The organism is Romboutsia weinsteinii (assembly GCF_002250835.2).
Taxonomy (GTDB): domain Bacteria; phylum Bacillota; class Clostridia; order Peptostreptococcales; family Peptostreptococcaceae; genus Romboutsia_A; species Romboutsia_A weinsteinii.
On the sequence record NZ_NOJY02000002.1, the window covers coordinates 100,823 to 114,028 of the forward strand.

Annotated in this window: 13 protein-coding genes; 5 read left to right on the forward strand and 8 right to left on the reverse strand. The window is 28.5% G+C overall.

What is annotated here, in order from left to right:
- Positions 1-78: 78 nt before the first annotated feature.
- Positions 79-705 (reverse strand): DUF4397 domain-containing protein, encoded by a 627-nt coding sequence (locus tag CHL78_RS01490; RefSeq protein WP_094365987.1) that lies wholly within the window; start codon positions 703-705, stop codon positions 79-81.
- Positions 706-1,017: 312 nt separating this feature from the next.
- Between CHL78_RS01490 and CHL78_RS01495 the strand changes: the two genes are divergently transcribed.
- The 4 genes from CHL78_RS01495 (at position 1,018) to CHL78_RS01510 (ending at position 5,691) form a co-directional block, all read left to right on the forward strand.
- Positions 1,018-1,683, forward strand: a complete 666-nt coding sequence (locus tag CHL78_RS01495) for a response regulator transcription factor (RefSeq protein WP_094365988.1) — start codon at positions 1,018-1,020, stop codon at positions 1,681-1,683.
- Entirely contained in the window at positions 1,680-2,675 is a 996-nt protein-coding gene (locus CHL78_RS01500; RefSeq protein WP_094365989.1) for a sensor histidine kinase, read from the forward strand. The genes CHL78_RS01495 and CHL78_RS01500 overlap by 4 nt, the downstream gene beginning before the upstream one ends.
- Positions 2,676-2,816: 141 nt before the next feature.
- Complete coding sequence (locus CHL78_RS01505) at positions 2,817-3,584, forward strand: ABC transporter ATP-binding protein (protein ID WP_094365990.1); 768 nt, start codon at positions 2,817-2,819, stop codon at positions 3,582-3,584.
- Positions 3,574-5,691 (forward strand): FtsX-like permease family protein, encoded by a 2,118-nt coding sequence (locus CHL78_RS01510; RefSeq protein ID WP_094365991.1) that lies wholly within the window; start codon positions 3,574-3,576, stop codon positions 5,689-5,691. Before CHL78_RS01505 ends, CHL78_RS01510 begins: the two co-directional genes overlap by 11 nt.
- A 23-nt stretch (positions 5,692-5,714) precedes the next feature.
- Here CHL78_RS01510 and CHL78_RS01515 read toward each other — a convergent pair whose 3' ends face one another.
- The 6 genes from CHL78_RS01515 to CHL78_RS01540 all read right to left on the reverse strand — a co-directional run bounded on the left by CHL78_RS01515 (position 5,715) and on the right by CHL78_RS01540 (position 10,657).
- Positions 5,715-6,200 carry a methylated-DNA--[protein]-cysteine S-methyltransferase gene (locus CHL78_RS01515; RefSeq protein WP_094365992.1) on the reverse strand — a complete coding sequence of 162 codons (486 nt, stop codon included), beginning with the start codon at positions 6,198-6,200 and terminating at the stop codon, positions 5,715-5,717.
- Positions 6,201-6,225: 25 nt separating this feature from the next.
- Positions 6,226-6,696, reverse strand: a complete 471-nt coding sequence (locus tag CHL78_RS01520; protein ID WP_094365993.1) for a GNAT family N-acetyltransferase — start codon at positions 6,694-6,696, stop codon at positions 6,226-6,228.
- A 2-nt stretch (positions 6,697-6,698) separates the two neighbouring features.
- The gene (locus CHL78_RS01525) at positions 6,699-7,217 is read right to left on the reverse strand and encodes a GNAT family N-acetyltransferase (RefSeq protein ID WP_094365994.1); all 519 of its coding nucleotides are present in this window, start codon (positions 7,215-7,217) and stop codon (positions 6,699-6,701) included.
- A 67-nt stretch (positions 7,218-7,284) separates the two neighbouring features.
- Positions 7,285-8,481 (reverse strand): hypothetical protein, encoded by a 1,197-nt coding sequence (locus CHL78_RS01530; RefSeq protein ID WP_094365995.1) that lies wholly within the window; start codon positions 8,479-8,481, stop codon positions 7,285-7,287.
- 355 nt (positions 8,482-8,836) lie between these two features.
- Positions 8,837-10,216: an MATE family efflux transporter gene (locus tag CHL78_RS01535; RefSeq protein ID WP_094365996.1), complete on the reverse strand. Its 1,380-nt coding sequence runs from the start codon at positions 10,214-10,216 to the stop codon at positions 8,837-8,839.
- Between the two features lie 9 nt (positions 10,217-10,225).
- On the reverse strand, positions 10,226-10,657 hold the full coding sequence (locus CHL78_RS01540; RefSeq protein WP_094365997.1) for a MarR family winged helix-turn-helix transcriptional regulator: 432 nt from the start codon (positions 10,655-10,657) through the stop codon (positions 10,226-10,228).
- 225 nt (positions 10,658-10,882) lie between these two features.
- Here CHL78_RS01540 and CHL78_RS01545 point away from each other — a divergent pair, with 225 nt between their 5' ends.
- Positions 10,883-12,013: an ABC transporter ATP-binding protein gene (locus CHL78_RS01545; protein ID WP_094365998.1), complete on the forward strand. Its 1,131-nt coding sequence runs from the start codon at positions 10,883-10,885 to the stop codon at positions 12,011-12,013.
- Between the two features lie 102 nt (positions 12,014-12,115).
- Here the strand turns inward: CHL78_RS01545 and CHL78_RS01550 are convergent, their stop codons facing one another.
- A complete protein-coding gene (locus CHL78_RS01550) occupies positions 12,116-13,192 on the reverse strand; it encodes a Gfo/Idh/MocA family protein (protein WP_094365999.1) in 1,077 nt (358 codons plus the stop codon).
- Positions 13,193-13,206: the final 14 nt, after the last annotated feature.

Here is a 13,206-nt window from a genome sequence, read left to right on the forward strand (position 1 = left end):
CAAAACATGTTAAACATTATTTATAATTTTTTTTAATAAAATAGTCCCTATACAATTGTATAGAGACTGCACATAAATTTAATAATAATATCCTCTACAAGCATAAGTGTTTCCATCTACACTTTGAATAACCTCTAGACTTTGAGGTTCACCTATAATATACAAACTATAAATTCTCTCTGCATTTAAAGTAGCACTGATACCTGCTACATTTTTCTTAGTTTCCTCATCTTGCACTATAAATCTAAAATCTCCAAATGGAAAAGGCATATAATCACTAAACTCTCTAAATTCCAAGTCACTTACTATAACTTCACCTTGATTTAATATATCAATATCTTGTAAGTTAGGTGAAAGATGAACAAACCTTACAATAGTATTATCTCTTGAAGGCATCTGATCAATACTTTCTTCCAAAGGCTCTACTGATAAATTATCTAAGTTACCAGTAATAGCCATAGTAAATATTTTTCCCGCCTGAAAATCTAAATCTTGCTCTAGTACTGGCTGAGTATCATCTCCAGCCACATATAACGTGATAGTCTCAATATTTTCTGGTACATTCACGTATTTGGAAAATTGTTTGTAACTTATATTTCTAATGAAAGGCTTTCCGTCAATATAAACATCTACAGCTGGTGCTTCTGGAGCTGCATGAAAAATTCTAACCAATGAATTTCCTGCCTTAGGTTTTAAGCAATCCATAATATATCCTCCCCATTAATATATTTTTGCAAATTTTCTCTATGATATATTATGAGTTACTTTATTATTTGGTTCATAGCCACTTATATTTTATTTATCTTTATTTACATTGCATGCATAGTATTTTCATAACAATAAATTGACAAGAAATTTTTTTTCATAGTATTAGGTATCTATAAAATATTTTTGCACAGAGATTGTATATATTCTGAGATATAAGTATAGCTTACATATTGTATTATAATTTAATTAATTATTATGGTAAAATAAAACATATTACCAATAATTAATATTATCAAAGGAGGTTTAACTATGGAACAAATTTTTATAGTTGAAGATGAGATAAAATTAAAAACTGAACTGTTTACACTTCTAGAGAGAAATGGATACAAATGTATTACTAGTGATGATTATAAAAATATAGTAGATGCTATCATAAAATCACATCCTAATCTACTACTTCTAGACCTTAATTTGCCTGTGTACGATGGGTTTTATATATGTAGAGAAATAAGAAAAAAATCAGACATACCTATTATAGTAGTTACAAGTAGCAAAAGTGATCTTGATGAACTTGATATATTAAATTTAGGTGCAGATGATTTCATTACAAAACCATTTAATCCAAGAATACTTCTAGCACATATTTCATCAGTATTAAAAAGAGTTTATGGTAACACTAAATCTCTTACAATTGTTCACAATGGTGCTATGCTAGATGTATTAAAAAGTAAAGTATCTCACTGTGGTCAAACCGTAGAACTTACAAAAAATGAACTTGGAGTATTAAAGATATTAATGGAAAACAAGGGAAATATAATACCTAGAAATGCAATTATAAGTAGTTTATGGGATATGGCTGAGTTTGTAGAAGATAGTACACTTACCGTAAATATCAATAGACTTAGAAAAAAACTCGAAGATATCGGTCTTGATGATTACTTAATCACTAAGAGAGGCCAAGGGTATATGGTATGACAATAACTCAGTACTTAAAAGATAAAATTATTAGTATTTTAATATTGCTTCTTACATTTACAATTACATCTGCATTTTTATATCTAATTGATATGAGTATATATTATATTATTTTCATCAATATGATGTTCGCTGTAGGCTTTTTATTAATATTTTTAACTGATTTTTTTAAAAGAAAGAAATTCTATGATAATTTACTAAAAAGCTTAAATGAATTAGAAGAGAAATCTTATATTACACAGTTAATTGATAAGCCAAACTTCACCGAAGGCCAAATTTTATATAATATTTTAAAAGTAGAAGGTAAATACATAAATGATGTCACATCAAGCTATAATAGTAAATTTAGAGAATACAGACAGTATATTGAAACATGGGTACACGAGGTTAAGACTCCAATTGCAGTCTCTACACTATTAATAGAAAATAATAAAAATATTACTACATTAAGTATCGAAGAAGAGATAAATAAAATAGATGATTACATAGAGCAAGTATTATACGTTTCAAAAAGTGATACAGTTGAAAAAGATTACCTTATAAAGAAATTATCTTTACAAGAAATTGTAATGAATACTGTAAGAAGAAAGTCAAAGGAAATTATCAATGAAGGCATAAAACCTAAAATTCACGACCTAGATTTTTATATATTATCAGACTCTAAATGGGTAGAATTTATTATTGGTCAAATTATAAGCAATTCTATAAAATACAAAGGTAATACACCTGTAATAGAGTTTTATAGTGAAAAAATCAATACCCAAGTTAACTTATATATAAAAGATAATGGTATGGGTATACCACAAGAGGATATATCAAGAGTATTTGAGAAAGGATATATCGGTGTTAATGGTAGAAAACGCTCTAGTTCAACTGGAATCGGCCTATATCTATGCAAAAAATTATGTGATAAACTAGAAGTTGATATTAAGGTTTTACCTAATATTGAAGAAGGAACCATAGTTAAATTAACTTTTACAGAGGCTAAATAATAGCCTCTTTTTTTATTAAATATTCTATAATCTATTAAAATCTACATAATATAACAAAGATGTTATATTCATGTTACGTTAATCTGTGGAAACAATATTTTTTAAATGATATTATTATATCAACAAAGGGAGGTAATAATTATGAATAAAATACTTAAAGTTAATAATATAGAAAAATACTATAGAAATAAAGGAAGCCTTACTAAGGCAGTTGATAATATAAGCTTTGATGTTGAACTTGGTGAATATATAGGAATCATGGGTGCATCAGGTAGTGGTAAAACTACTCTTTTAAACTGTATATCTACTATAGATAGTATAACATCTGGAAATATTTATATTTCTGATCAAGATATCACAAAGATGGATGAATATGAATTATCAAAGTTTCGTAGAGAGCAACTTGGGTTTATATTCCAGGATTTTAATTTACTAGATACACTTAGTGCTCGTGATAATATTGCCTTATCTCTAGCAATTACAGGTGAATCTCCCAAAGAAATAGATACTAAGATAGACACTATTTCAGAGAAACTAGGAGTTAAAGAAATCCTTAACAAATACCCTTATGAATTGTCTGGTGGACAAAAACAAAGAATAGCATGTGCAAGAGCGATAATTACAAATCCTTCATTAATATTAGCAGATGAACCTACAGGTGCACTAGATTCTAAGTCAGCAAAAATGCTTTTAGAAAACCTTGAATTATTAAATGAAGAATTAAAAGCAACTATCTTAATGGTAACACATGATGCTTTTACTGCTAGTTATTGCAAAAGAATATTATTTATAAAAGATGGTAAGATATTTAATGAGTTGGTTCGTGGAAATGATACACGTAAAGAATTCTTTGATAAAATAATTAAAGTGATATCACTTCTTGGAGGTGACAATCAGCATGTCTTCTAATAGAGGTCGTAAAAAAAGAAAAAATAAAAAGTATGTTTCTCAAATTTCAAATAAATTATTTAAGGAACTTGCAAAAAATAATGTGAAAAAGAGTATTAAAGATTATACCATATACTTCATAACTCTAGCTTTTGGTGTAGCTCTTTTATACTCGTTCAACGCTTTAGATGATAATTTAGCACTATTAAATGGGAACATAATGTTAGATTCATATATTTATATGGCAAGAGGTCTTTTAGCAGGATTTTCTATAGTAATATGTCTTATATTTGGATACTTGATAACATATTCAAATAACTTCCTTATGAAAAAACGAAAAAAAGAATTTGGTGTTTATACAACTCTAGGTATGGATAAAAGAGATATAAATAAATTAATGTTTAAAGAAACTGTAAATATCGGTTCAATTTCTTTGGTTGTAGGATTGCTTATGGGTATATTCTTATCTCAAGGTCTAAGTATGATTGCATTTAAAATGTTGTCAATTGTCAGTTTAAGTTTCAAATTTTCATTATCAATAATTGCAACAATAAAAACAATAGTATTCTATGTGTTGGTATTATTAATAGTTAATAAATTTAACAAAAATAATATACAAAAGAATAGTTTAATAGATTTATTAAACTCAGATAAAAAGAATGAATCTTTTGTTACACCAGGAAAAGCTTCAAAATTAATATTATTTGCTATATCTATATTATTTACAATAGTATCATATATAATATTTTTTAAATCTAGTCCACGTACAGGTTTAGGATATTTAATGGTATTTGCTTCTGGTATAGCTCTACTTATTTCAGGAACTTACTTATTCTTTTTATCAGTATCTGATTTCATAATAATAAACCTAAAAAAGAGCAAAAGAATATACTACAACAATTTAAATTTATTTATAATAAATCAAATAAGTAGTCGTATTAAAACTACGAGTTCATCTATTACTGCTATTTGTGTATTATTACTTATTGCTATGATAATAATGCCATTTGGTATGACAATGGGTAAGTATTTGATTTTAGATTTAAAAGAAACAACTCCTTATGATGCATCTATAACTAGATTTGATACGACTCCTAATGAGTTTTCTGAAACTTACAGTGATAAAAAGAAGTCAAGTGATAAGTATACCACAATAAAAAAAGAGTTATTAGAAAATAATATTTCACTAGATAAATTGGCATCTAGTACTAGCGAAGTAAAAAAATATAGTCTAAAGAATGTGACTCTAGCTGATTTTATTACAAACAAAAATTTACTAGATGAGTCTAAATATGAATATATTAACATTATTGGAATTAATGATTATAACTCAGTTAGAAAACAAAGAGGTCTAGATGAAATAAAGTTAAACAGCAATGAGTTTATAATAAACTACGATGTAAAAACGTTCAAACCTATATATGAAAGTTATGTAAAAAGTAACCCAAAACCTATTGAAGTAAATGGTACTATGCTTAAATTAAAATATTCAAGTTTATATAATTTAACATATAGCACAAATATAAGCGCTGTGGACAACGGAACTATTATTGTTCCTGATAGAGTTTTAAGTGACCTAAATCCTGTCACAACTACTTTAAATGTTAACTATATTGAATCAAACAATACTTATGACAATATGTTTTTAAATGCTCTCTTTAAGTTTAGAGAGTCTTCTGCCAATGGACAATACAATCTTAGTCAAAAATTAGTAATAGATGGCGAAAAAGTTGCCCTTAATACTACGCTGTCTTTCATATCAGTATATGTTGGCGTAATATTACTGATATCAGCAGGTGCAGTACTTGCTTTACAACAACTTTCAGAGTCAGCAGTTAATAAAGAAAGATTTAAACTATTAGATAAACTAGGGGTTAAGGAAAGTGATAGAAAGAAAACAATTTTCATGCAAGTATTTGTTACTTTCATTACTCCATTAGCATTAGCAATTTTACACTCTGCATTCGTAACTAGATTAATATATGTTATGATTCCAGAATTTTCAGAGGTAGGTATATTAAAAAATATGATAACATCTATTGTAATTGTAGTTATTATATATGGTATATATTTATCTACAAGTTATTTTGAGAGTTTAAACATTATTAATGAAAAGAAAACTATATAGTATAAAAAATAATCTCACATCTATTAAGATGTGAGATTATTTTTTGTATTAGGCTTCTCTATTTCTAATAGCCGCTCTTTAATATCAAGTCCAGCTGCATATCCAACAAGGCTTCCATCTTTTCCAATAATTCTATGACATGGAATAATAATTAAAATTGGATTTTTATTATTAGCCATACCTACCGCACGAGCTGCTGTTGGTTTACCAATTTTCTCTGCCAATTCTTTATAACTATATGTCTTACCATAAGGTATTTTTTTAAGCTCTTCCCATACTTTTTTCTGAAATTCAGTGCCTTTTAATGAAAGGGGAATATCAAATACTTCTATTTTCCCTGACAAATAATCTTCTAGTTGCCTTGCTGCTTCTTTAATTAAGTCTGTTTCTTTTATAGTCATGCCTTCTGATGATAATTTATTTTCCAAATAAAGATTAGTTATTCCTTGCCCATCTTCAGCAATTCCAATTCTTCCTATTTCAGTATCATAATAAAATATATTTTTCATAAATTTACCTTCTTACCTTAATTATTTATTCTTCTATGTATTTCATTACATAAAACTCTCCAATACCAAGATTTGTTCCTTGTATTTTAGTATCAATGATTTCAAATCCTTGAGATTTATAACATGCTATAGCCCTCTTATTCCAGGTTCTGACCTCTAGTATAATTGACTTACCTAAAAATCGATGCTTACAATCATCTAATGCAAGCTTTATAATTTCTTTTCCAATTCCCTTATTACAATGTATAGGATTTACTCCTATTCCAAAAAATACAGAATCTCCTTCATCAAGTAAATTAACAAACCCCATTAATTCATTATCTTCACTTAAATAAGCTGTAAATCTATTTCTTTTTAATTCATCACATAGTGAATAATTCTGTTTAACCATCTCATCCCAACTAGGTAAATTATATATTTCATAATCTCCACTATACTTCCAACTAGATGCTTCTTTTGCATCTTGCTCTGTAAGTTTCTTAGCTCTAAGTTTCATATTTACCACCCTTTTACTATATATTCACTCTTCAACATGGACATTATTATAAGAGATTCATAGCTTTCATTGTATAAAATACACTCTCTTAAAACTCCCTCTTCTTTAAATCCTTGAGATTTATAAACATTTTGTGCTCTATAATTTTTATGCCTTACATCAAGCCAAAGCCTATTGGCATCTAGCTCATCAAAAGCATACTCTTTAATTAATTTCAAAGCTATCTTTCCAAACCCTTTATCTTTTTCACAGATAACAAACCTTTTAAATTCAATACTATTGTTATGATTTTCAATACCTGCCATAATAATATACCCAATACTCTTAAACGTAATTGCATCTTCAATTATAATATGAAGTATATCTTTATTTGAAAAAGAATTTATATGGTCTTCTCTACTCCATTGACCTACATACCTTGCATTTTCAATATCCCTTTCTGCATTTATAACAAATTCTAAATCTTCCTCATGAGTATATCTTAAAATAATACCTTCATACTCTTTTATAATATTTTTCATTCGCTATTCCCCCTATAAAAAAATAAGTTAAAGCCTTAATAGGCTCTAACTCTTAAATTCCATTTTATTAAAACTCACTTGTTATCTCTTTGGTAAGCTTATTAACTTTATACCATCCAGAAGTAGCTGTATGAGTATTTCCATCTCCATCATCTATAATATCATAAGCATGGATTATGTAAAAATCTCCCTCTTCATAATCAAATTCTATATGTGAATTTACATAACTACCATTATTAACAAGCATATTTTTAACAAGATCTTCGGCCTCTGTTTTGCTTATTGGCTGTGACTCGTTATTTGATGCTTCTTTGTCTTCTTCAAGAGATGCTATATACTTACTTATAGGAGTTAATTTACCAAAAGCAGAAACATCTTCATAGAAAACTTCTCCACTATTAGTATTTACGCAAAATCTATAATCAGCTATACACTCTTCACTTTGTAAATATATACAATAATAGTTAACTCCACTGTAAGTAACTGTTTTAACCATACCATATTGTCCATCACCTAATATTAAGAAATCTGTACCTAGAACCCCTTTAAGTTTACTTTTACATATTTCTAAGGCTTTTGACTCTGATATTTTATCTTTATTATTGCTCTCTTTATTTGGAGTTTTATTACTATTTTCTTTGCTTGAATTTACTTGTTTATTATTTTCATTAAGTGAACTATTTACTTCTTTAAATATTTCATCAGTTAATCCAATATTATTCCAATCTTTATCGTGGTTATAATTTGGATAAGCTTTGTATATTGATTCTACACATTCTTTTGCATCTAATATCTTTACATCTGATGCATTACCGTTATTGTCTTCATCATCATAAATCCATGTCATGCTAATAGTATCCTCACTTTCTTTAGATATAGTCAAAGTACAATTTGTAGTTTCTTTCGAATCTTCAGACCCAGTAGTTTCAAGCTTGTAAGTAGCACTATCTTTATCTGAAATTACTTCTTTAACATTAGATATTTCTATATGATAGCTATAAAGTGATATTATTTCTTTATCATCCTTAAAATAAAGAATTTCCCCTGGTTCGTAGTCTGTCTTTCCAAAAATATATTTCCCCTTTAACATATCTGTTAGTTTTTCTTTTTTCACATCTGTTATAACTTCTTTGGTTTCATTGTTATCTATTTCTTGATTAGTATCTTGCCTAGGTTTTGAACATGCTGTTATTGATATTGATATTATTAATATTACGGATAATAAGAAAGTTTTTATAGGCTTTTTAATTAGAATCTCCCCCAATATAATCTATTTACAATAAAATATATTAGTTTTACTTTCTTAAAATTACTTATACTACTTATTTAGTTATTAATAACTTGTATTCCTACTAATTATTTGTCCTTGAAAATTTTATCTATTAAGGTTTCATCTTTAATATCAGACTTTATTAATAAATCACCTGAGTATTTTTTTATTTCTATTTTAGTTCATAATTCATAACAATTAAAACTTATCTATATTTTTATTGTAACATTTTTCCTAAATAATACCAGTAGGCCCTAAAAGTGTTGTGCATATCGATAAATATATTATAATAAAAAAACTCCTAATAATCATAAATAATATGACTATTAGGAGTTTAAATTTATATATTCTACATATAAGCTTCTACATACTCAGCTTCATCTTGTATTTTTTTGTATGATTTAAATTCTTTCACTAATATTAAAGCAGTTATTATAACAGCAATAAAGTCAGATACCGGTTGAGCATACCATACTCCATCTAATCCCATAAACTTAGGTAATATTAATATCATAGGCACAAGAAGTATTACCTGTCTTAATAAACTAAGTAGCATAGCTTCCTTAGCTTTACCTACAGATTGTATATAGTTTGAACCTAAGATAGATATTGGAACTATTGGTAGCATTAAACCATATTTTTTTATTCCATTAATAGTTATTCCCATAAGCTCTTGATCAGGATTGAATAGTCTTACTACTACTTGTGGGCATAATTGAATCACTAAAGCTCCTATTAGCAATACTACTGTTCCTGCTGCCAAAGACATCATAAATGCCTTCTTCGCTCTATCATATCTCTTTGCACCATAGCTAAATCCTATTATAGGTTGTGCACCTTGGTTTATCCCAAATAAAGGCATTAAGAATATCATCATTATAGACATTATAGTAGCCATTGAACCTATTGCCAAATCACCGCCGTAAGCCTTTAATGAATTATTACTTATAACTTGAACTAAACTTGCTGCTATTTGCATAGAGAATGGTGCACATCCTATAGCAAATATTGTTTTTATTATACTAGCATCTAATTTTAAGTTTTCCTTCTTAAATGCTAGGTTTGACTTTCCTCTTAAATAATATGAAAGTGCCCATATTGCTGTAACTGCCTGAGATATTACTGTAGCTACTGCTGCACCTTGTATTCCCATTTTAAATACAAATATTAATACTGCATCTAATACTATATTTGTAGAACATCCTACTACCATTATCATAGCAGCTATCTTTGGACTTCCATCTCCTCTTATTGTACTATTTAGTGCAAATGCTAATATATTAAATACAGCTCCTACTAATATTATATTTATATAAGCTTTTGCATAATACATAGATCCTTCACTTGCTCCAAATAAAGATAGTATGTTATTTCCAAATACTATTCCTATTATCGTTAATGTAGCACCTACTATTACAGATAATGTTATAGTATTTCCTATAATTTTTTCTGCGTCATTTCTTTTACCCTGCCCTAACTTTATAGATATATTTGTAGTAGCACCTATACCTACAAGCATTGCAAATGCTAACAATATAGTCATTATAGGTAATGTTACACCTACACCTGTTATTGCAAGTGGGCCAACGTCTGGTATGTTTCCTATAAATATTCTATCTACTACATTGTATAATGCATTTACCATCATTCCTATTATTGCTGGTATTGAATACTTCATAAGTAGTTTTCCTACCGGTTCATTGGCTAACATTTCTTGTGTATTATTCATATTTACCTCCTATTTCGAACTGGCATTTCTACATATTCTTTTTAGTAGCTCCAGTGTAAGTTCTTTTTCACTTTCTTCAAAACCTTGAGTGATTATTTCATTCCAGTTATCTAAAACTTTGAATACACTAGGTTTTAATTCTTTAGCTTTTTCAGTTAAATATATATTGTAGGCTCTTTTATCATGTTCGTCCTTAAACCTAATTACAAAACTTTCTTCTTCTAATTTTTTGATAGCTCTTGCAGTTGTTCCCTTATCTATATTTAAAAGTTCACATAAATCTTCTTGGCTCTTTCCATCTGCTCTATAAAGTTCTAGTAAAAACATTAACTGGCCAAATCCTAATCCTATATCAGAAAGACCTCTTGAAATAAATCCTCCGCCTTTTCTATATATAAAAGAAATATATTTACCAATATTCTCAGCTCTCTCTTTTTCCAAATTATTCACCCCCTGCAAGTATAATTTTTATATATTCGCTCGACTTATCTTAACTTTATCTAGTATATATTATGATAGTTGTTCTTGCAACTATTTTTCTAAGGAAAACCTTTGTATATTTTGTATATTTTTTTTGGTTAAATTGTCCATTTCCAGGAAAACATTTATTTAGTACTATGTAGTTAAGGAAATATTTACAAAACAATTTTTAGGGGGATATATAAAATGGCAAATGTAGTATTAAAAGATATATGCAAATCATATGACAATGGATTTAACGCTGTAAAGAACGTAAATATAGATATAGAAGATAAAGAGTTCGTAGTTTTAGTTGGACCATCTGGTTGTGGTAAATCTACTACTTTAAGAATGATAGCTGGGCTTGAAGATATAAGTTCTGGTGAGTTACATATAGGGGATAAATTAGTAAATGACGTAGACCCTAAGGATAGAGATATAGCAATGGTTTTCCAAAACTACGCTTTATACCCACACTTAACTGTTTACGATAACATGGCATTCGCACTTAAACTTAGAAAATTACCTAAGGATGAAATAGATAAAAAAGTAAAAGAAGCTGCAAGAATATTAGATTTAGAAAAGTTACTTGAGAGAAAGCCAAAAGCTTTATCAGGTGGTCAAAGACAAAGGGTTGCTTTAGGACGTGCTATAGTTAGAAATCCTAAGGTATTCTTAATGGATGAACCTTTAAGTAACTTAGATGCTAAGCTTAGAACATCAATGAGAACTGAAATAACTAAATTACATCAACAATTAGGAACTACTTTTATATACGTAACTCATGACCAAGTAGAAGCTATGACAATGGCTGATAGAATAGTTGTTATGAAAGACGGTTTAGTACAACAAATAGCTACTCCTCAAGATATCTATGATACTCCAGCTAACAAATTCGTTGCAGGATTCATGGGTGCTCCTCAAATGAACTTTATAGATGTTAAGTTAGTTGAAAAAGATGGAGAAATACATGCTATAAATGACCATGTAAACATAGCTTTAAATAAAGGTGAATGCCAAGCTATAATATCTGGTGGATATATAGGTAAAGAAGTTACTTTAGGTATTAGACCTGAAGATATACATATAGAAGATGTATTTATAGATAATAGTACAGATAGTACTTTTGAAGCTACTGTTGAAATAAGTGAACTTATGGGTGCTGAAATATACGCATACTTAAAATTAGGTGAAGATACTGTAACTGCTAGATTTGATGGTAGATACAGAATCAAACTTGGAGATAAGTTAAAGCTTGCTATGGATAAGCACAGAATCCATATATTCGATAAAGAAACTACTCTTGCTGTAAGAGAGCCAGTTGCTGTAGAAGCATAATAAAATTATATACAAAATGGTGAACTTTATATAAGTTCACCATTTTTTAAGGGCCTATCTTTTTATTAAAGATAGACCCTTTTTTATTATTTTGCTAGCTACTTAACATGAGCAGCAGTCATACTTTTTCATGTAATTTATTACTTCTCCACTTCTAGAAGATTCAAATATAGCTTCAATTAGTTTCATTACATTATATACTTCTTCATTTTTTATTATTGGAGTAGCTCCTTCCCTAACAACTCTTGAGAAGTTTGTATAAAATGACTCATATTCACATGATGGACTTGGTAAATCTAAAGTTGTAGTACTTTCTTCTGACGGAGGTGCCATAGTTTTTGTAAATCCTTCACCTGCCTTAATCGGTATTAATTCGGTCTTTTTATCTAAATCATTTTGCACCACAATCTTACCACTTAAATCCCAATCATAAATTACTCCAGTGCCCTTTAATCCTTTTACATACCATCTTGGTAGCTTAACAAAGTTTGATGTTCCTACTTCTAATACAGCTCTTATTCCATTTTCAAAAGTTATATAAGTAATAAAACCATCATCAACTTCGTCTCCAAGTACATAACTTAAGTCAGACATAACACTTTTAACAGGACTGTCTATCATAAATAATAATTGATCTAATATATGAACTCCCCAATCAAGAAGCATTCCTCCACCATGTTTTTCAATGTGGCGCCAATCACCAGGTATTCCATTAGCTCCATGTACTCTTGATTCTATTTGGAATAAGTCTCCTATTTGTTTATTTTTATATAAATCTCTTATTATTAAGAAATCAGAATCCCATCTTCTATTTTGATGTACCATAAATACTCTTTGATTTGCCTTTGCTGCTTCATCCATTTCTAACACATCTTCACTACAAAGACTTACTGGCTTTTCACATATTACATGCTTTTTATTATTTAAAGCCTTTATAACTAACTCCTTATGACTATCATTAGGAGTTGCTATTAAGACAGCATCAACTTCATCATCTTTAAGTACTTCTTCAAAACTTTCATATGCTACAAGTCCTTTTGCTTTAGCTTCTTCTATTCTTTTTTCATCTATATCATATACACCTTTAACGGTTACACGTTCATTTTCTGCTATTAACTCTCTCTCGTGGTATCCACCCATACCACCATAACCTACTATTGCAAGCTTTAATTCTATCATGATTTATGCTCCCC